Here is a 21,857-nt window from a genome sequence, read left to right as displayed (position 1 = left end):
CGGCTGTCGCCAACGAGCCGAAGCGGCACCACCCTTATGACGGAATCTCCCGACAAGTGAGACACCCGGACGGTGGATTCGCCCCGGTCGTCAGCCCAACGACCCCCCGTTCACCCGGATCACGCTCACCCGGTTGCCGTTGCCGTTGTGGTGCTTGAGCGCGAGCAGCCCGAGCACCGTGTCGGTCGACGCCGGGTTGCGGGTGACCTCCAGCACGGTGCCCGGCTTCGCCGAGTAGCTCAGCGCGGCGCCGACGGCGCCGGAGACCGAGTAGCCCGGCGCGAGCGCGTCGAACGTCATCGGCGTGCTGATGGCGTCGATGAGCCCGTTCGCACTGCTGGGCGCCACGTAGTACCCGGTGGTGCCGACGGTGTAGCTGATCTTGTGCGAGGCCGCGTCCGGATCGATGCCCAGCGCCGCGATGCTGACCGGCAGCAGCACGACGTTGGTGTCGAACACGTTGGTGTCCACGTCCCCGAGCTGTCCGTTGACCGCCTGGATGTCCACGCTCGGGAAGCCCGCGGCGTTCAGGTCGACGGTGTTGACCAGCCAGACGTCGGTGCCGCTCGCCTTGGTGACGTAGGACTCGAAGTCCGGCACCCCGTCGCCGGTGGTGTCGATGTCGACGAACGGGATCGTGTTGCTGCCCAGGTTCGCCCAGTTGCCCCAGGTCGAGATCCCGAAGGCGAGCAGCGCCTGGTCGGCGTGGCCCTCCCGCCGCGACTGGGCGATGGTCGACGCGGCGCCGACGTACTGCAGGTCACCGCCCTTGGCGGTCTCGTTGATGGTGCAGCCGTCGGTCAGCCTGCCCCGGCATTCGGGCAGCCGCGGCGAGGAACCCTGCAGCTCCAGGACGCTGATCAGCGACTCGTAGCGCTGGCTGCCGGTGCCCTGGTCGACGCCGCGGCCGGTGAGCGTGAACCGCGCGGTGTCGCCGGTGAAGTTCAGCGACCGCGGGGTGTCGATCGACGACACCGGCTTCGGCGCCGCGTAGACCGGCACGCGCAGCGACGGGGTGTTGCCGCCGGGCGGCGGGCTGAGCACGACCCGGCCGGAGGCGTCGGCGACGAACTGACGGGCCATCCCGGCCTGCTCGGTCGCGACCGTCGGGTCGATGACCTTGCGCAGCGCCGTGGGATCGGTGATCCGCAGGGTGACGCGCACCGAGGCGGTGCCCCGCGGCGGCACCGTCACCGAGCGGTCCGACAGCTGGTACTGCACGCCGGGCAGGTTGGTGATGCCCTCGTAGGCCACGTTGTAGCGGGCCCAGCTGGTGCCCTTGTTGACCACCTGGATGGTCTTGGTGAGCGTGGTCGGCCGGTCCACCTCGACGGTGCCGAAGGTGACGCTGACCGCGCCCCGGTCGTCCCGCGAGTAGGCCAGCACCTGGTCGTTCAGCGCGGCCTGGGTGTCCACCCGGCCGGCGCCGACGCGCTGCGGCGCGTAGGTCTTGCCGTCGGCGACGATGTCGTGCCCGGCGGTGTTCATCACCAGGGCCTTGATCTCCTCGACGGACCAGTCGGGGTGCGCCTGCCGCAGCAGCGCGGTGACGCCCGCGGTCAGCGGCGTGGCCATCGACGTGCCGGACAGGACCGTGCGGTTGTTGCCGCTGCCGCGCAGGGCCGACGAGATCGTGTCACCGGGCGCGGACACGTCCGGCTTGACGGCCGGGCCGCGCACGCCGCGCGAGGTGAACGAGCTCGGGGTGTCCACGATCGCCGGGTCGTAGGTCTGCAGGCTCGCGCGGCCGGCGCCGTAGAGGCGGACGGTCAGCGTGCCCGCGTCCAGCGCCGGGCGGATCTGGCTGGTCGCCGAGGCGGTGAACTGGAACATCGGGATGGCCGAGTTGCCCGCGATGCCGGCGGCGAAGTGCTCCAGGCCCGAGGACAGCAGGACCCCGGCGGCGCCGGCGGCCTGCGCGTTGTTGGCGCGCACGGCCGAACCGCAGGCGCGGGTGGCGTCGTTGTCGTCCCACTCCAGCCACGCGAACCTGCCCGCGACGGCGGCCTTGTCGGCGTCGGAGTAGGGCGCGCAGCCGTCGGCGTTGGCCGACGACAGCTTCGCCACCGCGGCGGTCCGGTCGAGGGTGTCGTAGCCGGTGTAGTTCTGGCTGTACTGGCCGCCCTTCGGGCCGGCGATCCCGGCCGGGGCGGTCACGTCCGCCGCGTCCCGCAGGACCGAGACGTCCCGGCTGGACGCCACGGTCAGCGCCTCCGGCGTGTTGCCCGGCGAACCGCCGACGTCGTAGAGGTCACCGCCGTTGCCCTGGGCGATGACCGACAGGACGTCGTTCGCGGCGAGCTTGCGCACGAACAGCGAGTCCGGGTCGTCCGGCGCGCCGAAGTCGCTGCCCAGCGACAGGTTGACGATGTCGAGGCGGTCGTCGAAGTCACCGTCGCCGTTCGGGTCCAGCGCCCAGTCCAGAGCCTGCGAAGTGACGTCGGTGGAGCCTTCGCAGCCGAACACCTTGATCGCGTACAGCGAGGCCTTGGGCGCCATGCCCGGGCCGATCTTCATCGCGTTCAGCGAGTCGGCGGTCAGCTTCGAGTAGTCGCCGGTGAAGGTGCTGCCGTCGGCGTTGACGCCGTACCCGGCGACGGTGCCGGCGACGTGCGTGCCGTGCTCACCGCACGCGATCGGGTTCGGGTCCGGCTTGGGGGTGTCCGCGCCCTCGGTGCCGGCGTCGTAGTCGTCGCCGACGAGGTCGGTGCCGCCGACCACCTTGGCGTTGGGGAACAGCGGCGTCGGCGCGGCCCGGTCGACCGAGTCGTAGGCCGCCTTCGTGCCGGGGCCGCCGAAGTCGGCGTGGGTGTAGTCGATGCCGTCGTCGATGACACCGACCTTGATGCCGTCGCCGAGGCGGCCGGTCTGCTGCCACGCGGTGAGCGTGTTGGTCAGCTGGGCGGCGCTGTTGTTGCTGCGCGTCTTCGGCACGACCGTGCGGATCGACGCGACGTCGGGCCGGGCGGCCAGTTCGCGGATCTTCGCGGCGTCGGCGGTCACCACCACACCGGGCACCGCGTTCGCGGTCGAGTACAGGACCTCGGTGCCGGCGTCCAGCGAACGCAGCTGGCCGAGCACGGAGTTCACCACCCCGGCGACCCCGGCCTTGGCGTTGTTCGCCGCCTGCTTGGCGCGGTCCTTGCCGGCGCCGAGCTCGGCGTTGAAGGCGTCCACCGCGGGCTGGTGGGTCAGCTCGATGAACGCGGTCGTCCGGCCCGAGGCCGACGCCAGGCGCGGGGACAGCTTGCCGCGCAGGCCGTCGTCGGCGACCTTGGCCGCGGGCTTGCCCGCGGCGAGCGGTTCGTCCTGGGCCGCCGCGCTGCCCGACGCGAAACCGGTCGCGGCGAGCGCGGCGGCGAAGACGGCGGCGAGCGACCGCCGGGTCCTGTTTCTCATGCTTGTTCGCACCCTCACTCCGGATCAAGGCGAGGGTGCGAACTTAGCCCGTGCCCCGGCGGAACGCCTAGAGCGGATCGGAGTAATCCGACTTTGGGAGGTACTCCGCGTTACGCGAACGTGATGGCGCGGATCGTGCGGGCGCCGACGGTCGCCGCGATCGGCTCCAACAGGTGGGAGTCGACCTCGCGGTCGACGCGCAGGATCATCACCGCGTCCGACCCGTCGGTGGTCTGGCTGATCTGCGCCGCCTCGATGTTGACCGAAGCCTCACCCAGCAGGGTGCCGACGCGGCCCATGATGCCCGGGCGGTCCGGGTACTCCAGGAGCAGCATGTGGCCCTCGGCGCGCAGGTCGAAGTGGCGGCCGTTGACCTCGACCAGCTTCTCCACCTGGTTGTTGCCGGTGACCGAACCCGACACCGACAGCACGCTGCCGTCGTCGTGCACCGCGCGCACGGTGACCAGGCTGCGCCAGTTCGGGCTCTCCGGCTCGGTGACGATCTCGGTGCGCACGCCGAACTCCTCGGCCAGGCGCGGCGCGTTGACGAACGTGACCTGGTCCTCGACCACGCCGGAGAACACGCCCCGCAGCGCGGCCAGCGACAGCACGCTGACGTCCTCCGACGACAGCTCGCCGCGCACCTCGACGGTCACCGCCGACGGCGCCTTCTGGCTCAGCGCGGCCAGCACGGTGCCCAGCTTCTGGGTCAGCGGCAGGTACGGGCGGACCTCCTCGCCCACCACACCGCCGCTGGCGACGTTGACCGCGTCCGGCACGAAGTCGCCACGCAGCGCGAGCAGCACCGACCGGGCGACGTCGGTGCCCGCGCGGTCCTGCGCCTCGGCGGTCGAGGCGCCCAGGTGCGGGGTGACCACGACGTTGGGCAGGCCGAACAGCGGGCTCTCGGTGGTCGGCTCGGTGACGAACACGTCGATGCCGGCGCCGCCCACGTGGCCGTTGCGGATGGCCTCGGCCAGCGCCTCCTCGTCGACCAGGCCACCGCGCGCGGCGTTGACGATGATCACGCCGGGCTTGGTCTTCTTCAGCGCCTCGGCGTCGATGAGGCCCTTGGTCTCCGGGGTCTTGGGGAGGTGGATCGAGATCGCGTCGGCGCGCTGGAGCAGCTCGTCCAGGCTCACCAGCTCGACGCCGAGCTGGGCGGCGCGGGCGGCCGAGACGTAGGGGTCGTAGGCGACGATCTTGGTGTCGAACGCGGCCAGGCGCGCGGCGAACAGCTGGCCGATCTTGCCGAAGCCGACCACGCCGACGGTCTTGCCGTTCAGCTCGACCCCGCTGAACGAGCTGCGCTTCCACGCGCCGCCCTGCAGGCTCTGGTCGGCGGCCGGGATGCGGCGGGCCACGGCGAGCAGCAGCGCCACGGCGTGCTCGGCGGCCGAGACGATGTTCGAGGTCGGCGCGTTGACCACGAGCACACCGCGCTCGGTGGCGGCCGGGACCTCGACGTTGTCCAGGCCGACCCCGGCCCGGGCGACGGCCTTCAGGCGCGTGCTCGCGGCCAGCACCTCGGCGTCCACCTTGGTCGCGGAGCGGACCAGCAGCGCGTCGGCGGCCTTCACGGCCTCCAGCAGCGCGGGGCGGTCGGTGCCGTCCACGTGCCGGACCTCCACCTCGTCGCCGAACACGGCCAGCGTGGACGGAGCGAGCTTTTCGGCGATGAGGACGACCGGCTTGCTGGGGTTGGTCACGATGGGGCTCCCGTGGACGCGGCTGGGCTCAAACGACGCCCGCGAGTCTAGTCGCGCTGCTCACCGGGGTTCTCAACGGGAGCGCAAGCCGGTGAAGACGAGATCGAGAAGCCGGTCCGGGTCACCGGCGTGCTCACCGGCCCAGCCCGCCGCGTGCACCATCAGCAACACCTCGTCGGGCTTCAGGTCCGCGCGCAGCTGACCGGATTCCTGCGCGCGGGCGACCAGCCGGGCGACGGCCGCGCGCATCCCGGCACAGGCGGCGTGCAGGTCGGAGGTCTCGTCGTCGAGCGCGTCGGCGGTCGCGTCGGCGAGGCCGCGGAACGTGGTGGCGGCGTCGAGCAGGCTCCGCGCGAAGGTGCGCAGGGCGGCGAGCGGGTCCCGGTCTTCGAGGAGTTCTTCGGCGGTGCGGGCCTGCGCGTCGAACCGCTCGCCGAGCAGGGCGACCAGCAGCGCCTCCCGGGTCGGGAAGTGCCGGTAGAGCGTGCCGATCCCGACCCCGGCCCGGCGCGCGATCTCCTCCAGCGAGGCGTCCACGCCGGACTCGGCGAACGCCGTGTGCGCCTCCGCCAGCAGCCGCTCGTAGTTGCGGCGGGCGTCGGCGCGGAGGGGACGGGTGCTGTTCATCACGATCCACTTTAGGCGTGACAAACCGGCGGCTGCCTCCGTAGAGTGAACCGGAGGGCCCCTCCGAAAGAATTCCGATGACTTCAGTCGGTGTTTGGCTCTACGGCGGTCGCCCGGCGACCGCCGAGGTGGAACGGGAGCAGCTGGCGCGGCTCGACGCGCTCGGCTACGCCTCGGTGTGGATGGGCGAGACCGTCGGCGGGCGGGACGCGTTCGCGCGGTCCGCGGTCTTCCTCGGCGCGACCGGGCGGATCACCGTGGGTACGGGGATCGCGAACGTGTGGTCGCGGCCCGCGGTGACCGCGCAGGCCGCGGCGCGCACCGTGGCCGAGGCCCATCCCGGGCGGTTCGTGCTCGGCCTGGGGATCGGGCACCCCTTCCAGGCCGCGAACCTCGGGCAGTCGTTCGCGAAACCGCTGCGCGGGATGCGGGACTACCTGTCGCGGATGGACGAAGAGGCGGCGGCGAACCCGCCGGCCGAACCGTTCCCCCGGGTACTGGCGGCGATCGGGCCGCGGATGCTGGAGCTGGCCCGGGACGCCGCCGACGGCGCGCACCCGTTCGCGATGCCCGTCCAGCACACGGCGTTCGCGCGGGAGATCCTCGGGCCGGGCAAGCTGCTGATCCCGCACCAGTCGGTGCTGCTGGAGACCGATCCCGCGGTGGCGCGCGCGAAGGCGCGGGCGACGGTGAGCCAGATCCTGCAGGTCGAGGCCTATGCCCGTGGGTGGCGGGACTCCGGCTACGACGAGGTGTCCGACCGGCTGCTGGACGCGGCCGTCGCCTGGGGCGACGAGGAGGCGATCGCGCGGCGGGTGCGGGAACAGCTGGACGCGGGCGCCGATCAGGTGCTGATCGCCCCACCGGGACGGACCTGCCCGGCGAGGTGGACCAGCTGAGGCGGCTCGCGCCGGCGCTGCTGGGGGTGGCCGCGTGAGCGTCGGCATCTGGACCTTCTCCTTCGACGCCGCGCCGATCGGCCAGGTGCGCGAGGCCGCCGCCGAGATCGAGGAACTCGGGTTCGACAGCCTGTGGTTCGGCGAGTACCCGGGCCGCGAGGCGCTCACCCAGGCGGCACTGCTGCTGGGTGCGACGTCCCGCATCACGGTCGCCACCGGCGTCGCCCGCTTCGACCGGCGCAGCCCGGCCGGTGTCGCGGGCGGGGCGCGCACCCTGGCCGAGGCCCATCCCGGCCGGTTCACCCTGGGCCTGGGCGGGCACGCGCGCGGCGCGCGTCCCGTCGAGAGCATCCGGGCGTACCTGGACGAAATGGACGCCGCGGAGTTCACCAGCCCCGAGCCCGTGCCACCGCCGCGCAAGCTGCTCGCCGCCCTGGGACCGCGCATGCTACGGCTGGCCGCCGAACGCACCGACGGCGCCCACCCGTACTTCGTGCCACCCGAGCACACCGCGCTGGCACGGGAGATCATGGGGCCGGACGCCTACCTCGCGGTGGAGCAGGGCGTGGTGCTGGACCGGGCGCGCGGCCTGGACATCGCCCGCGCGGAAGTGGGCTTTTACCTCGAACGGACCGAGCACCACCGGGTCAACCTCAAGCGCCTCGGCTTCACCGACGACGACCTCGCGGGCAGCGACCGGCTGGTCGAGTCGGTCATCGCCGTCGGCGAGGAGGCGATCGCCGGCCGGGTCAAGGCCCATCTCGACGCGGGCGCGGACCACGTGTGCGTGCAGGTGATCACCGGCGAACCCGGCCTGCCCCTGGACGGCTGGCGGCGACTGGCCGAACTCGTGCTCTGACGGCGGCCGGTCAGTCGGCGGTCAGGCCCGCCAGGTCGTGGAACTCGCCGTCGCGGGCGCCGGCCACGAAAGCGTCCCATTCGGACGGTGTGAAGACCAGCACCGTGCCGTCCGGGTCCGTCGCCTTGCGCAGCGCCGTGTAGACGAGGCCGTCGGTGTGCTCGACGTGCGCGAACTCCAGCTCACCGCCGGTCGCCTGCCACCGGGCGCCGGTGAGATCCAGTTCCTCGCGAACCCGCACCTTGTCGTCCACGCGATCACGGTAACTCCGGATGGAAAAAGGGACCGCTCCGGGGGCGCACCCCGGAGCGGTCCCTCCCGCGGAGAACTCAGGCGGTCTCGGTGATCGGCCGGTCCACCCACGACATGAGGCCGCGCAGCTTCTTCCCGGTCTCCTCGATCGGGTGCTGCTCGCCGGCCTCCTGCAGCTTGCGGAAGGTGGCGCGGCCGGTCTCGTCCTCGCCGACCCACTCGCGGGCGAAGGTGCCGTCCTGGATCTCGCCCAGGATCTTCTTCATCTCCTCCTTCACCGCGGGCGTGATGACACGCGGGCCGCGGGTGAGGTCGCCGTACTCGGCGGTGTCGGAGATCGAGTAACGCATCCGGGCGATGCCACCCTCGTACATGAGGTCGACGATGAGCTTGAGCTCGTGCAGCACCTCGAAGTAGGCGATCTCGGGCGCGTAACCGGCCTCGGTCAGCACCTCGAACCCGGTCTGCACCAGCGCGGAGGCACCACCGCAGAGGACGGCCTGCTCACCGAACAGGTCGGTCTCGGTCTCCTCCTTGAAGGTGGTCTTGATGACGCCGGCGCGGGCGCCACCGATGGCGGCGGCGTAGGACAGCGCCAGCGCCTGCGCGTTGCCGGAGGCGTCCTGCTCGACCGCGATCAGGGCGGGCACGCCCTTGCCGTCGACGAACTGGCGGCGGACCAGGTGGCCCGGGCCCTTCGGCGCGACCATCGCCACGTCCACATTGGCCGGCGGCTTGATCAGCTCGTAGCGGATGTTGAAGCCGTGGCCGAAGAAGAGGGCGTCGCCGTCCTTGAGGTTCGGCTCGATGTCCTCGCTGTAGATGAAGCGCTGCTTGGTGTCCGGCGCGAGGATCATGATCAGGTCGGCCTCGGCGGACGCCTCCGCCGGGGTGAGCACCCGCAGGCCCTCCTCCTCGGCCTTCGCGCGCGACTTCGACCCCTCCGGAAGACCGATGCGCACATCGACCCCGGAGTCGCGCAGGCTCAGCGCGTGCGCGTGGCCCTGGCTGCCGTAGCCGATCACCGCGACCTTGCGACCCTGGATGATGCTGAGATCGGCGTCGTCGTCGTAGAAGATTTCGACAGACATGAGGGGGATGAATTCCTTTCGGTTCTAAAATTTAGCGAGGCGCGGAGGCGGTGATCGACCGGGGACCCCGGCCGACCGCGACCATGCCGGACTGCACGATCTCACGCACGCCATACGGCTCCAGCATGCGCAGGAGGGCACTGAGCTTGTCACCGGTGCCGGTGGCCTCGATGGTGAGCGCCTCGGGCGACACGTCGACCACCTTCGCACGGAACAGCTGGACGGTCTCGAGGACCTGGCTGCGCACGGTGGCGTCGGCCCGCACCTTGACGAGCAGCAGTTCACGCTGCACGGAGACGGCGGGCTCGAGCTCCACGATCTTGATGACGTTGACCAGCTTGTTGAGCTGCTTGGTCACCTGTTCGAGCGGTAGCTCCTCAACGGCGACCACGATCGTCATCCGGGACACCTCGGGGTTTTCCGTGGGCCCGACGGCGAGGGACTCGATGTTGAAACCGCGGCGGGAGAACAACCCGGCGACTCTGGCGAGCACCCCGGGGACATTCTCCACCAACACGGACAGCGTATGCGTGGTCACTGCGAAACCTCGTCGTCTTCGAACAGCGGGCGGATGCCGCGCGCGGCCATGATCTCGTCGTTGCCGGTGCCAGCCGCCACCATGGGCCACACCTGGGCGTCCTTGCCGACCACGAAGTCGATCACCACGGGCCGGTCGTTGATCTCCATCGCGCGGCGGATGACGTCGTCGACCTCGTCCTTGGTCTCGCACCGCAGGCCGGCGCAGCCCAGCGCCTCGGCCAGCAGCGTGAAGTCCGGGATGCGGTGCTTGTGCGTGCCGAGGTCGGTGTTGGAGTACCGCTCGGCGTAGAAGAGGTTCTGCCACTGGCGGACCATGCCCAGGTTGCCGTTGTTGATGACGGCGACCTTGATCGGCGCGCCCTCGATGGCGCAGGTGGCCAGCTCCTGGTTGGTCATCTGGAAGCAGCCGTCGCCGTCGATGGCCCACACCTGCTTGTCCGGCACCCCGAACTTGGCGCCCATCGCGGCGGGCACCGCGTAGCCCATGGTGCCGAGGCCGCCGGAGTTGAGCCAGGTGCGCGGGTGCTCGTACTTGATGAACTGCGCGGCCCACATCTGGTGCTGGCCCACGCCCGCGGCGTAGACGGCGTCCGGGCCGACGATCTGACCGATGCGCTCGATGACGTACTGCGGCGACAGGGTGCCGTCGGAGGGCCACTCGTAACCGGCCGGGAAGGTCTGGCGCCACGCGTCGATCTGGGTCCACCACGGGGCCAGGTCCGGCTCGCCGATGCGGTCGGTCTCGGCCTTCACCGCCTCGATCAGCTCGGTGATGATCTCCGCGCAGTCCCCCACGATCGGCACGTCGGCCTTGCGGTTCTTGGAGATCTCGGCCGGGTCGATGTCGGCGTGGACGACCTTGGCCTCCGGCGCAAACGACGACAGCTGACCGGTCACCCGGTCGTCGAAGCGGGCGCCCAGCGCCACCAGCAGGTCGGCGCGCTGCATCGCGGCGACCGCGGCGACCGAGCCGTGCATGCCGGGCATGCCCAGGTGCTGCTGGTGCGAGTCGGGGAACGCGCCGCGCGCCATCAGCGTGGTCACCACGGGGATGCCGGTCAGCTCGGCCAGCTGCCTGAGCTGCTCGTGGGCCTGCGCCTTGATCACGCCACCGCCGACGTAGAGGACCGGGCGGCGGGCCTGCGCGATGAGCCGCGCGGCCTCGCGGACCTGCTTGCCGTGCGGGCGCAGCGTCGGCCGGTAGCCGGGCAGGTGCATCTCCGGCGGCCAGGAGAACGATGTGGTCTCCTGCAGGACGTCCTTGGGGATGTCGACCAGGACCGGGCCGGGACGGCCGGTGGAGGCCAGGTGGAACGCCTCCGCGATCACCCTCGGGATGTCGATCGGGTCGGTGACCAGGAAGTTGTGCTTGGTGACCGGCATCGTGATGCCGCAGATGTCGGCTTCCTGGAAGGCGTCGGTGCCGATCAGCGCCCGGGTCTGCTGGCCGGTGATCGCGACGACCGGGACGGAGTCCATGTTCGCGTCGGCCAGCGGGGTGACCAGGTTGGTGGCGCCGGGGCCGGAGGTCGCCATGCAGACCCCGACCTTGCCGGTCGCCTGCGCGTACCCGGTGGCCGCGTGCCCCGCGCCCTGCTCGTGGCGGACGAGGACGTGCCGCACCTTCGTCGAGTCCAGAAGCGGGTCGTACGCCGGCAGGATCGTGCCACCCGGAATGCCGAAGACCACCTCCACGCCCATCGCCTCGAGCGACCGCACCAGCGACTGCGCGCCGGTCACCCGGACCGGCGTGCCGGCGGGCGGGGCTGGCTTGGGGCGGTTGCCGAGCTGGGCGGGCGACGCGGCGGCCGGAGTTGCTCCGGGTTTCGTTTCCGATCGCGACGTGGCGCTTGTCATCAGTTCTGCCTCGTGGGTCTCGTCGGGCTTCTCGTCAGGTGGTCGGGTTTGGCAATCTGGCACGGCGTGGGCAACAAAAAACCCCCGCCGACCTTGGTAGGTCGCACGAGGGTCGCGCGTCGACGCAGGCGGGCTCGATCGGTCCCTACGCGTCGACGCGCGGGAAAAGTACGAGGCCAATCTGCGGTGTCACGGCGCTGACGTTAACGGTTCGCTACAGATGGTGTCAACTCTGCGGGATCGTGATCCCGGATACTGGGCAACACCCGGCGGAGGCGTCCCAGTCCGCGGAAGGCACCATGGTGTCGTGGCCGAAACCGAGCACGAGGGCCGGAAGGCGATCTTCCGGGTCCCGCTGATCACCCTGCTCGCCGTCGTGTTCCTGGCGGTCTGCATGATCCCCGCCGCCTTCGCCGACGTGCCGGGGCTGTGGCTGATGTACGTCATCCCGATCGCGTTGTTCGTGTACGTGCTGCGCACCCGCACCGTCGCCTCGGCCCGCGGCCTGAGCGTGCGGACGGTGTTCGGCCACCGAGAGATGCCGTGGTCGGCGCTCAAGGGCCTGGCGATCAATGACAAGGCGAAGGTGCGGGCCGTGCTGACCGACGGCAGCGAGGTCGCGCTGCCGTCGGTGCGCACCCGGCACCTGCCGGTGATCTCCCTGGTCAGCGAGGGCCGCATGAAGGACCCGAGCGGCCTGACCGACGACCGCGAGGAAACTCCGGACGAGGCGGCGGACTAGCGGGCCCAGTCCTCGGTCCGGGCGCCGGCGCGGAAGCGCAACGCGGGATCGGCGTAGCGGGCTTCGGGCACGTCGTAGAGGGCGTCGAGCGACGCGCGCTGCCCGGTGTAGGCCGGGACGTAGGCGGCGAGTTCCGCCTCGGTCGCGGTGAGGCCGGCGGCGGCGAGCAGGCCGCGCACCATCGTCAGGTCGTCCATGGTCTCCCCTCTCAGGCCGCGGCCACGCCGGCCGGCCGCGGCACGCGCAGGTGCCAGTCGGTGCTCTGCTGGAACGCGTCGCCGGCACGCAGGATCGCCGCCTCGCCGAACGCGGGGCCGGCCAGTTGCAGCGACAACGGCATCCCGTCGGCGGTGAACCCCATCGGCACGGCCAGCGCCGGGTTGCCGACGCTGTCCCAGTAGGGCGTGAAGATCAGCGAGAACAGCTCGCCGACGTCCACTCCCCCGCCCGGCGTGGTGAGGCTCGCGAAGGCCGGCGCGCCGACCGCGGCGGTGGGTGCGGCGATCACGTCGACCGTCTCGAACAGCCGGGCCAGTGCGTCCTGCGCGACCCGGCGCACCCGCTGGGCCTGCACGTAGTCCGCGCCGGAGGCCATCGCGCCGGTCACCAGCATCGCGCGGGTGGCCGGGTAGTAGTCGTCCCAGCGGCCGCCCAGGTCGTTGCGGTGGTAGGCCAGTGCTTCGCAGCCCATCGTCACCAGGTCGGCGGTGATCATCTCGCTCCAGTACGGCAGCGTGACCTCGACGACCGTCGCGCCCTGCTCGGCGAGCACCGCGACCGCCGCGTCGAACGCCGGCGCCAGCGCCGGGTCGGCGTGGTCCGGGAAATGCCCTTCGCGCACCACGCCGATCCGCAGCCCGGTCAGGTCGCCGTCGAAGTCGGGCGCGGTGAACGGCGCGTCGACGCAGTCCGGGTCGCTGGTGTCGAGCCCGGCGAGCACCTCCAGCACGGCCGCGCAGTCCCGGGCCGAGCGGGCGAGCGGTCCGATGTGGTCGAGGCTGTAGCCCAGCGGCACGCACCCGGACTTGGGCACCCGGCCGAACGTCGGCATCAGGCCGGTGACCCCGCAGAAGGCCGCCGGGATGCGGATGCTGCCCGCGGTGTCGGTGCCCAGCCCGGCCAGGAACATCCCGGCCGCGATCCCGCTGCCGGTGCCGGAGCTGGACCCGCCCGGCCAGGTGTCCGGGTTCCACGGGTTGCGCGGCACCGGGAACGGCTTGGTGTCGTCCGGCATGCCGCAGGCGAACTCCATCGTCGAGGTCTTGCCCGTGATCACCGCGCCGGCGGCCTTGAGGCGCGCGACGACGGGCGCGTCCCGGCCCGCGCCCCACGCCGGGTCGAGGACCAGGCTCTGCGCGGTGGTCGGGCCCTCGGCCATCGCGATGATGTCCTTGACGCCGAACGGGATCCCGTGCAGCGGGCCGCGGTCCACGCCGCGCGCCAGCTCGGCGTCGGCCGCCGCGGCCCGCTCCAGCGCGTAGTCGTCGAGGCGGTGCAGGTAGGTGCCGATCTCGGCGTCGTGCCGGTCGGCGGCGGCGATCGCGGCTTCGGTGAGCGCGACGGAGGTGGTGGTGCCCGCGCGCAGCGCGGCGGCCGCGTCGGTGACGGTCTGGATCATGCTTCCCTCCCGTGGAGCCGGGTGCCGCGCGAGACGAACCGGAACCGGTCGGCGCGGATGTGGATGAAGGCCAGGTCGAACGGGCGCCCGGCGGGGTCGGCGATGGTCTGCTCGGTGACCAGGACGGGCGCGCCGGGCGCGATGCCCAGCGCCGCGGCGACGAACGGGTCGGCGGGCTCGGCGCCGATTGTGAACTCCGACTGTCCGAACTCGACTCCGGCGTCGGCCAGGAGGGCGTACCAGTCGGTGACGAACGGGGTGTCCCGCAGCCGCGCGGCCTCGGGGAAGAGCGCGTAGTTGGTGGCGAGCCAGATCGGCTCCTCCTGGTGCAGCGCGACGTACTCCAGGCGCAGGCACGGGGTTCCGGCCGGCACGCCGAGCCGGTCGGCGACCAGCGCGGGCGCGGCGATCTCGGAGCGGTCGAGCAGCCGGGGCCGGGTCCGGCGGTTGAGCAGGCTGTGCTGGTCCGGCCGGATGACGCCGTGGACCTCGACCAGCTTCTCGTCGGCCGGCCGGACGACCGCGTGCGTGCCGATGCCCTGGGTGCGTTCGATGAGCCCCTCGGCGCGAAGCAGGGACAGCGCCTCGCGGACGGTGGCGCGGGAGGCGCCGTGGGCGGCCATCAGCGCGGCCTCGGCGGGCAGCTGCCCGCCGGGGTAGCGGCCGCCCTGGACGGCCGCGCGGATCATGTCCCGCAGGCGGCGCACGTCGTGGGCCCGCGCTTCGCCGCGCCGGTACTGGGTGCTCATTCCCGGCGACGCTAGGCAGCGCGCTTTGCCGGGCGGTCTCCACGGCATCACCGGCGTGTTACCGCCGGTTCCGTGGCGGGGGCGAACTTCGGCGAGGCCCATATCCGATCCTTTCGCTCGGGTGCCGGAAAGCTAGGAATCGCGTATTTCGGCCGGGTATCCGATGCCGTTGCGCCCGGTTACGCCGCTTCTCACTCCGTGGACACCCGCGCTGAACTGCGGTTTCACCCCGGCCGGTGCGGGATGCGCCGAATTCGGTGTGGGATGCGCCGCCGGTTGATCGAAACCTGCGCGGCCGGGCGTAATCTGGCGGACATGCCTGCTCTGCGTTCCCGAACAACCACCCATGGCCGCAACGCCGCGGGCGCCCGGTCCCTCTGGCGGGCCACCGGGCTGACCGACGGCGACTTCGGCAAGCCGATCGTCGCGATCGCCAACTCCTACACCCAGTTCGTGCCCGGGCACGTACACCTCAAGGACCTCGGTGACATCGTGGCCGGGGCGATCCGCGAGGCCGGTGGCGTGGCGCGCGAGTTCCACACGATCGCGGTGGACGACGGCATCGCGATGGGGCACAGCGGCATGCTCTACTCGCTGCCCTCGCGCGAGATCATCGCCGACTCCGTCGAGTACATGGTCAACGCGCACCAGGCCGACGCGCTGGTCTGCATCTCCAACTGCGACAAGATCACGCCGGGCATGCTCAACGCCGCGATGCGGCTGAACATCCCGGTGGTGTTCGTCTCCGGCGGGCCGATGGAGGCCGGCAAGGCGGTCGTGGTCGACGGTGTCGCGCACGCGCCGACCGACCTGATCACCAGCATCTCCGCCTCGGCCAACCCCGCTGTCGACGAGGAGGGCCTGTCCATTGTGGAGCGGTCCGCGTGCCCGACGTGCGGGTCGTGCTCGGGCATGTTCACCGCGAACTCGATGAACTGCCTGACCGAGGCGCTGGGCCTGTCGCTGCCGGGCAACGGCTCGACGCTGGCCACGCACGCCGCGCGCCGCAAGCTGTTCGAGGACGCCGGCCGCACCGTGATGGAGCTGTGCAAGCGCTGGTACGGCGAGGACGACGACAGCGTGCTGCCGCGCTCGATCGCCAACCGCAAGGCGTTCGAGAACGCGATGGCGCTGGACATGGCGATGGGCGGCTCGACCAACACGGTGCTGCACATCCTGGCCGCGGCGCAGGAGGGCGAGGTCGACTTCACGATCTCCGACATCGACGAGATCGGCCGCCGCGTGCCGTGCCTGTCGAAGGTCGCGCCGAACTCCGACTACCACATGGAGGACGTGCACCGGGCCGGTGGCATCCCGGCGATCCTGGGCGAGCTGAACCGGGCCGGGCTGCTCAACCGGGATGTCACTGCTGTGCACTCCCCTTCCCTGGAGCAGTGGCTGTCCACGTGGGACATCCGCGGCGGGTCGCCGTCGGAGGAAGCGATCGAGCTGTTCCACGCCGCGCCCGGCGGGGTCCGCACCACGGAGGCGTTCTCCACGTCCAACCGGTGGACCGAGCTGGACACGGACGCGGCGAACGGCTGCATCCGCGACATCGAGCACGCCTACACCAAGGACGGCGGGCTCGCGGTGCTGCGCGGCAACCTGGCCGAGAACGGCGCGGTGATCAAGTCCGCCGGTATCGACGAGGAGCTGTGGCGGTTCCAGGGCCCGGCGCGGGTGGTCGAGAGCCAGGAGGAGGCCGTTTCGGTCATCCTGGGCAAGCAGATCCAGCCGGGTGAGGTGCTGGTGGTGCGCTACGAGGGCCCGGCCGGCGGGCCGGGCATGCAGGAGATGCTGCACCCGACGGCGTTCCTGAAGGGCGCCGGGCTGGGCAAGAAGTGCGCCCTGATCACCGACGGCCGGTTCTCCGGTGGCTCGTCGGGCATCTCGGTGGGGCACATCTCGCCGGAGGCCGCGTCCGGCGGGACGATCGGCCTGGTGGAAAACGGCGACCAGATCCTGATCGACGTGCACGAGCGCAAGCTGGAGCTGCTGGTGGACGCCGAGGTGCTGGCCGAACGCCGCGCGAAGATGGAGGCGTCGGAGCGCCCGTGGCAGCCGGTGGAACGCCAGCGCCCGGTGACCGCGGCACTGCGCGCCTACGCCCGGATGGCCACCTCGGCCGACACGGGCGCGGTCCGCAACCCGGACAAGTAAGCCCGACAGAGGAAGGGCCCCGGCCGCCAGGCCGGGGCCCTTCCTCGTTGAACCCAGGAAGCTGGGTGGTCATCCCGTCGCCTGACACCGGAACGATCACCTTGAGCCAGGGCCGCAACCCAGGCCGCCCGCCGGCGGCCGAGCTACGCCACCTTGCGGCCCTGGCTCAAGGTGATACACCCAAACCGGAAGGCGACGGGATGACCACCCAGCGACCACCTCGCCAAGGCGAGACGAGGCACCCCTTGGTCATCCCGGAGCCTGCCCGTCCGGCGAGGACATCTCTTGATCTTTGAACCGGCGCCCGACACGGCGAAGCGCCCACTTCCTAGCGGGCCAGCGCGATCACCACCACCGTCGCCGCCGCGGCGATCAGGAAGAAGAACACCCCGAACGGCGCCGGGCGGCGGCGCCACGGGGTGTTGACGTCCAGGGCGATCCGGCCGGATCCGGTGAACAGCAGGGTGAACGCCACGGCCGCCAGCAGCAGCTCGAACTCGAAGCCACGCGGCTCGAAGAACCCGCCGCTCCACTGGACGTACACGATGTTCGCGGTGACGCCGAGCAGCGCGGCCGCCCCGATCTGCGTGAACAGGCCCAGCACGATCAGCACGGCGCCGATCAGCTCGCTCAGCCCGGTGACCCACGCGAGCAGCGTCGGCTGGGCCGTGTAACCCATCGACTCCAGCATCCGCGCCGTGCCGTCGATGCCGGGGCCGTTGAACAGCCCGAACACCTTCTGCAGCCCGTGCGCGCCCACGATCGCCCCGAGCACGAGCCGCAGCACGAGCAGGCCGAAGTCGATCCCGCCGTGGTACCGGTTGACCGGCGGCGACGGCCGGTCCTCGACGTCGGAGAGCAAGCTGGTGGCGCCGGTGTCCGTGGCCTCGTAGTACCCGGACTCCGTGAACAGGTTCTGGGTCTTCGGCTCGTCCTGAGGGCTGGTCACCCGCGCAGGGTAGGCCATCCGTGTCGGAAGCGCGACAGGTTCCGGTGTTCAGCTGCCGAACACCGACATGATGAGCGCGCCCAGCGCCGCGGGGAACACCTCTGCCGGGTCGGCCTCGCCGGTGGTCAGCGTCGCCGTCAGGGTCCGGCTGCCGTCCGGCGTGCTGATCATCAGGGCGCCGTAGCCGCCCGGGGCGCCGCCGTTGTGGTGCACGATCGTGCCCGCCGGGCCGAGGTCCTGCACCCACAGGCCGAGGCCGAGGTTGAGCTCGCCGTGCGGCGTGATCATCTCGGTCAGCAGCGGGGTGGGCAGGAGCCGGCCGCCGAGCAACGCGGAGATGAAGGTGTTCAGGTCCTCGGCGGTCGAGATCAGGTCACCGGCGCCGGCCAGCATGGTGGGGTTCTGGCGGCTGACGTCGACGAGGTGCCACTCGCCGCCGTCCTCGTAGCGGTAGTAGCCGTGGGCGTGCGGGCCGGGGAGGTCCGGGGAGGTCGCGGACACCACGGTGTCCGCCAGCCCGAGCGGCCCGAGGATGCGCCGCTGGGCCTCCTCGGCGTAGGTGTTGCCGGTGACCGCCTCGATCAGCAGCAGGGCGACGGTGTAGTTGGTGTTGGAGTAGCTCTGGCCCTCGCCCGGCTCGAACCGCGGCGGCCGCGACAGCGCGAACCGCACCAGCTCCTCGGGCTGGTAGGCGTGGAAGCGGTTGTCCACCCACGCCTTGCCCTGCGACGGGAGCCCCATCACGAACGTGCCGTCGGCGTCGAGCTCACCGGTGTAGTTGTAGAGGCCGCTGGTGTGCCGCAACAGCATCCGCACGGTGATCCGCTCGTCGAGCCCGAACCCGGGCAGGTGACCGGCCACCGGGCCGTCCAGCTCGATCCGGCCCTCGGCGACCAGCTGGAGCACCAAGGTCGCGGTGAAGGTCTTCATGACGCTGCCCGCCCAGGCCCTCCCGTTGACCGGCGCCTCGTCGGCCGAGCCCAGCTCGCGCACCCCGGCGCGGCCCGTCCAGTCGCCCTGCTCGTCGTGCACGCACAGCTCGGCGGCGGTGAACCCGGCGTCGACGAGGGCCTGGACGGCCTGCTGCAACTCGGGGCGGTGGGTGGTGGTGGCGGTGTGCTGCATCGTGCGCTCCTGTGTTCGGTCCGGCTTGATGCGACTACGTTCGCCCGCCGGCCTGACACCGGACCGCCTCCGCGCTGACACGCCCCGGGGTTTGTCAGGCGGGTTGGCGCTCGCCCGCGCTGCGCTCGATGCAGAACTCGTTTCCTTCGGGATCGAGCAGCGTGACCCAGCCGAGCCCGTCGGGTGTCCGGTGGTCCTCGTGCACGCGCGCGCCGAGCCCGAGGAGGCGCGCGACCTCCGCGTCACGGGACCGTTCGTCCGGCATCCAGTCGAAGTGGACGCGGTTCTTCCGGGCCAGCCCGTACGGCTCGGCGCAGTCGATCGTCACGTGGCGGAGGATCATCGTCTAGTACTCCCCGTGCACGAGGTTCTGCGGCAGCTCCCCGCCGGCATAGCGGGCTATCTCCGCGGCGACCACCGCGTACGAGCGCCGCTTGCTGCCCCTCACCGAGCCCGCGACGTGCGGGGTCAGCACCACGTTCGGCGCCGTCCACAGTGGATGGTCCGGGGGCAGCGGCTCGGGATCGGTGACGTCCAGTGCGGCGCGCAGCCGTCCCGCGGTGAGCTCGGCGAGCAGCGCGTCCGTGTCGACCACCGGGCCGCGGGCGGCGTTGACGAGGATCGCGCCGTCGGGCATCGCGGCGAGGAACTTCGCGTCCACCATCCCGCGGGTGCGCGAGGTGAGCGGCACCATCAGCGCGACGACGTCGTGCCCGCCCAGCAGCCCGGGCAGCTCGTCCACCGGGTGCACGCCCGCCCGCCCGCTCACGCCGACCAGGGTGACCCGCGCGTCGAACGCCGTGAGGCGGCGCTGGAGTTGTTTCCCCAGGTCACCGGCGCCGACGACGAGCACCCGCTTGTCCTGCAGGGTGTCGGTGGCGTGCAGGTTCCAGCGGTGCGCGGCCTGGTCGGCGGCGAACCCGGGCAGCTCGCGGTAGATCGACAGCAGCACCGCGACCACCCATTCGGCCGTGCTGCCGCCGTGCGCGCCGCGGCATGTGGACAGCAGCACCCCGTCCGGCACGGTGCCGATCCAGTTCTCCGCGCCCGCCGACAGCAGCTGGATCAGCCTCAGGTTCGGCAGCGCGCCGAGCACGGCGTCGCGTTCCTCGGGCCGGTGGGCGCCGGGGACGAGGACCTCCGCGTCAGCGGCCTCGGGCGGCAGCGGCTCGCGCCAGCTGTAGCGGACGGGCCGCACCCCGGCCACCTCACCCAGCGCACGCAGGCCGTCTTCGTCGGGGACCAGAACGGTGACGGGCATGATCACCACGGTACTTACCCGTCGTTCACCCACCGGCACCTAGGCTGGCAGGCGTGCGTGTCGGGACCGGGAAGGCGCGGTGGTGGCTGGTGGCGGCCTGCGGGCTGCTGCTGAGCGGCTGCGCCCAGTTCGACGACCGGGCCGCGAACCAGACGTTCGAACCGGCCCCGGAGCTGACCGCCCCGGCCGGTCCGCAGCCCGAGCTGCCCGAGGCCGACGGCGGTGACGACGAGGCGCGGCCCAGCTCGCCGCAGACATCGATCCCGCCACCGCAGGGCTGCACGGACTACGACCAGTCGGTGATCGCGACCTGCCTGGACACGGTGTCCGCGCTCGCGGCGCTGCCGAACACCGGCGCCGCGCCGGGCGCGCTGGCCGCCGAGCGCCGGACGGGCCGCGTGCTGCAGGTTTCCAGCGGCAACGCACCGGCCGAGGTCATCCGGCTGGACGTGCAGGCGACCGGCGACGGCGGCCTGACCGGGCTCGCGCTGTCCCCGACGTTCGCCGAGGACCAGCTGGTGTTCGCCTACCTCACCACCGCCACCGACAACCGCGTCGTCCGCTTCACGCGCGGCCAGCAGCCGAAGGCGGTGCTGACGGGCATCCCGAAGGGCGCGACCGGCAACCGGGGCGCGATCATGACCGACGGCAAGGGCGCCCTGCTGGTCGCGACGGGCGACGCGGGCAACCCGTCGGCGGCGGCCGACCCGAACTCGCTGGCCGGCAAGGTGCTGCGCATCGACACGGCGGGCAATGCGGCCCAGGGCAACCCGACGCCGGGTTCACGGGTGTACGCGAGCGGCGTGCACTCCCCCGGCGGCCTGTGCAAGGCGACGGACGGTTCCCGGATGTGGATCACCGATCGGGGCACCTCCGTGGACGCGCTGTACCCGATCGTGCCGGGCGCGTCCCTCGCGGTGCCGACGTGGACGTGGCCGGAGAAGCCGGCGCTGGCGGGCTGCGCGGACAGCGGCACGGCGGTCGTCGTCGCCACCTCGGTGGGCGCCAACCTGCAGGAACTGCCCATCACGCTGGACGGCTCGGTGGGCGGCAAGCCGAAGGCGCTGATGGACGGCAAGAACGGCACGGCCTACGGCCGGTACGGCGGCCTGGACCAGATCGACAGCCAGTTCGCACTCGTGGGAACCGTCAACAAGGACGGCGGAAACCCCATCTCCAGCGACGACCGGGTCGTGCTGATCTCACTGCAAGCCAGCCCGAGCGGCGGCAGCGGCAAGGACTAGGAACGCAGAACTCGCGCACGGGAACGCAGAACTCGCGCGCAGGAACGTGGGACTCGCGGACGCACACTCGGGGCCCTCCAGGTAGGCGGTGCGGAAGCCCCGCGACTCGCCACCGGCGGCCGACCGGTCGTGCCCGATGCCGAACTGCGAGAACCGAGGACGTCCCCCGGCGCGGGCGAGCTGCCACGCGCCCATCGCGCCCATCGTGCCGAGCCCGGCCACCGCCACGTCGGCGTCGAACGCCGTGACCGTCTCCGATTCAGCGGCGCCGCAACGCGCGCACGTCCAGCACGGCCGCCACCACGGAGGCCAGCGCGCCGAGCATCCCCAGGTACCGGCCGATGCCGGCGTACAGCCCGATCCCACCTTCGTCGAGCAGGCCGCGGGTGTCCTCGTCGAACTGCCAGCCCATCGCGAACCAGCCGAGGACCATCAGCAGCAGCGCCACCACGGCGAAGATCAGCCACAGGTGCGGCAGCCCGGCGACCCGCACCTTCCGGAACTGGCCGAACGCCGCCACGGCCAGCCCGGCCGCCAGCAGCAGCAACGGCCCGCACCACGCCAGGAAACCGGTGGTCCAGGCGTCCCGCGCGACGTCCGACGACGGCAGCTCACGCAGGGCTTCGTCGACGACCTGGTTCGTCGCCGCCAGGTTCGTCCAGGGCAGGAACAGGGCGAGCGTGGCCACCACGCCCGCCCCCAGCCCCGTCCACTCGCGCCAGCTGACGCGCGCGAGCGAGAACCGCTCGGGCTCCGCGGACACCTTCGACGGCATC

The 21,857-nt window shown here is 71.9% G+C and carries 20 protein-coding genes; 5 read left to right on the top strand and 15 right to left on the bottom strand.

All coding sequences use genetic code 11. The annotated features are described in order from the left end of the window. Nucleotides 1–90: 90 nt before the first annotated feature. The 3 genes from L1857_RS10170 to L1857_RS10160 all read right to left on the bottom strand — a co-directional run bounded on the left by L1857_RS10170 (nucleotide 91) and on the right by L1857_RS10160 (nucleotide 5,735). Nucleotides 91–3,399, bottom strand: a complete 3,309-nt coding sequence (locus L1857_RS10170) for a S8 family serine peptidase (protein ID WP_094007396.1) — start codon at nucleotides 3,397–3,399, stop codon at nucleotides 91–93. A gap of 110 nt (nucleotides 3,400–3,509) precedes the next feature. After that, entirely contained in the window at nucleotides 3,510–5,108 is a 1,599-nt protein-coding gene (gene serA / locus L1857_RS10165) for a phosphoglycerate dehydrogenase (RefSeq protein ID WP_249464912.1), read from the bottom strand. Nucleotides 5,109–5,180: 72 nt separating this feature from the next. After that, nucleotides 5,181–5,735: a TetR/AcrR family transcriptional regulator gene (locus tag L1857_RS10160; protein ID WP_249464911.1), complete on the bottom strand. Its 555-nt coding sequence runs from the start codon at nucleotides 5,733–5,735 to the stop codon at nucleotides 5,181–5,183. 77 nt (nucleotides 5,736–5,812) lie between these two features. Between L1857_RS10160 and L1857_RS10155 the strand changes: the two genes are divergently transcribed. Both L1857_RS10155 and L1857_RS10150 read left to right on the top strand, forming a co-directional pair. Then, a complete protein-coding gene (locus tag L1857_RS10155; RefSeq protein WP_162831159.1) occupies nucleotides 5,813–6,634 on the top strand; it encodes a TIGR03620 family F420-dependent LLM class oxidoreductase in 822 nt (273 codons plus the stop codon). 34 nt (nucleotides 6,635–6,668) lie between these two features. Then, nucleotides 6,669–7,493, top strand: coding sequence for a TIGR03620 family F420-dependent LLM class oxidoreductase (locus L1857_RS10150; protein WP_094007400.1), 825 nt, complete (start codon nucleotides 6,669–6,671; stop codon nucleotides 7,491–7,493). Between the two features lie 10 nt (nucleotides 7,494–7,503). Here the strand turns inward: L1857_RS10150 and L1857_RS10145 are convergent, their stop codons facing one another. The 4 genes from L1857_RS10145 to L1857_RS10130 form a co-directional block, all read right to left on the bottom strand. Then, complete coding sequence (locus L1857_RS10145) at nucleotides 7,504–7,746, bottom strand: DUF397 domain-containing protein (protein WP_094007401.1); 243 nt, start codon at nucleotides 7,744–7,746, stop codon at nucleotides 7,504–7,506. 76 nt (nucleotides 7,747–7,822) lie between these two features. Further along, nucleotides 7,823–8,836, bottom strand: coding sequence for a ketol-acid reductoisomerase (gene ilvC, locus L1857_RS10140; protein WP_094007402.1), 1,014 nt, complete (start codon nucleotides 8,834–8,836; stop codon nucleotides 7,823–7,825). A 31-nt stretch (nucleotides 8,837–8,867) separates the two neighbouring features. Further along, nucleotides 8,868–9,374: an acetolactate synthase small subunit gene (gene ilvN / locus L1857_RS10135; protein WP_094007403.1), complete on the bottom strand. Its 507-nt coding sequence runs from the start codon at nucleotides 9,372–9,374 to the stop codon at nucleotides 8,868–8,870. Further along, nucleotides 9,371–11,233, bottom strand: coding sequence for an acetolactate synthase large subunit (locus L1857_RS10130; protein WP_249464909.1), 1,863 nt, complete (start codon nucleotides 11,231–11,233; stop codon nucleotides 9,371–9,373). The genes ilvN and L1857_RS10130 overlap by 4 nt, the downstream gene beginning before the upstream one ends. 307 nt (nucleotides 11,234–11,540) lie before the next feature. Here L1857_RS10130 and L1857_RS10125 point away from each other — a divergent pair, with 307 nt between their 5' ends. Then, nucleotides 11,541–11,975, top strand: a complete 435-nt coding sequence (locus tag L1857_RS10125; protein ID WP_094007405.1) for a PH domain-containing protein — start codon at nucleotides 11,541–11,543, stop codon at nucleotides 11,973–11,975. On the opposite strand, the gene L1857_RS10120 is transcribed toward L1857_RS10125, so the two are convergent. From L1857_RS10120 to L1857_RS10110, 3 genes are read right to left on the bottom strand one after another with little or no spacing between them, the layout of a single operon-like run. Then, nucleotides 11,972–12,172 (bottom strand): hypothetical protein, encoded by a 201-nt coding sequence (locus L1857_RS10120; protein WP_094007406.1) that lies wholly within the window; start codon nucleotides 12,170–12,172, stop codon nucleotides 11,972–11,974. The two genes, L1857_RS10125 and L1857_RS10120, sit on opposite strands and share 4 nt — an antisense overlap. A gap of 11 nt (nucleotides 12,173–12,183) precedes the next feature. Continuing rightward, nucleotides 12,184–13,593 (bottom strand): amidase, encoded by a 1,410-nt coding sequence (locus tag L1857_RS10115; protein WP_094007407.1) that lies wholly within the window; start codon nucleotides 13,591–13,593, stop codon nucleotides 12,184–12,186. Further along, complete coding sequence (locus tag L1857_RS10110; protein WP_240323318.1) at nucleotides 13,590–14,342, bottom strand: GntR family transcriptional regulator; 753 nt, start codon at nucleotides 14,340–14,342, stop codon at nucleotides 13,590–13,592. Before L1857_RS10110 ends, L1857_RS10115 begins: the two co-directional genes overlap by 4 nt. A 315-nt stretch (nucleotides 14,343–14,657) precedes the next feature. Here L1857_RS10110 and ilvD point away from each other — a divergent pair, with 315 nt between their 5' ends. Then, a complete protein-coding gene (gene ilvD, locus L1857_RS10105; protein ID WP_116112306.1) occupies nucleotides 14,658–16,502 on the top strand; it encodes a dihydroxy-acid dehydratase in 1,845 nt (614 codons plus the stop codon). Between the two features lie 328 nt (nucleotides 16,503–16,830). Here ilvD and L1857_RS10100 read toward each other — a convergent pair whose 3' ends face one another. The 4 genes from L1857_RS10100 to L1857_RS10085 form a co-directional block, all read right to left on the bottom strand. Continuing rightward, nucleotides 16,831–17,451, bottom strand: coding sequence for a DoxX family protein (locus L1857_RS10100; protein ID WP_116112309.1), 621 nt, complete (start codon nucleotides 17,449–17,451; stop codon nucleotides 16,831–16,833). 48 nt (nucleotides 17,452–17,499) lie between these two features. Next, on the bottom strand, nucleotides 17,500–18,576 hold the full coding sequence (locus tag L1857_RS10095; protein WP_116112311.1) for a serine hydrolase domain-containing protein: 1,077 nt from the start codon (nucleotides 18,574–18,576) through the stop codon (nucleotides 17,500–17,502). A gap of 94 nt (nucleotides 18,577–18,670) precedes the next feature. Further along, a complete protein-coding gene (locus L1857_RS10090) occupies nucleotides 18,671–18,904 on the bottom strand; it encodes a VOC family protein (protein ID WP_338024593.1) in 234 nt (77 codons plus the stop codon). 18 nt (nucleotides 18,905–18,922) lie between these two features. Continuing rightward, complete coding sequence (locus L1857_RS10085) at nucleotides 18,923–19,837, bottom strand: 2-hydroxyacid dehydrogenase (protein WP_249464905.1); 915 nt, start codon at nucleotides 19,835–19,837, stop codon at nucleotides 18,923–18,925. 53 nt (nucleotides 19,838–19,890) lie between these two features. On the opposite strand from L1857_RS10085, the gene L1857_RS10080 reads away from it, so the two are divergent. After that, the gene (locus L1857_RS10080) at nucleotides 19,891–21,081 is read left to right on the top strand and encodes a PQQ-dependent sugar dehydrogenase (RefSeq protein ID WP_116112316.1); all 1,191 of its coding nucleotides are present in this window, start codon (nucleotides 19,891–19,893) and stop codon (nucleotides 21,079–21,081) included. A gap of 259 nt (nucleotides 21,082–21,340) precedes the next feature. Here L1857_RS10080 and L1857_RS10075 read toward each other — a convergent pair whose 3' ends face one another. Next, on the bottom strand, nucleotides 21,341–21,856 hold the full coding sequence (locus L1857_RS10075) for a hypothetical protein (RefSeq protein WP_116112321.1): 516 nt from the start codon (nucleotides 21,854–21,856) through the stop codon (nucleotides 21,341–21,343). Nucleotide 21,857 lies beyond the last annotated feature (1 nt).

This window comes from Amycolatopsis thermalba (assembly GCF_023376025.1).
Lineage (GTDB): Bacteria > Actinomycetota > Actinomycetes > Mycobacteriales > Pseudonocardiaceae > Amycolatopsis_E > Amycolatopsis_E thermalba.
Note: the sequence above shows the minus strand (reverse complement) of the source record. Positions and strands in the feature narration are given on the sequence as shown.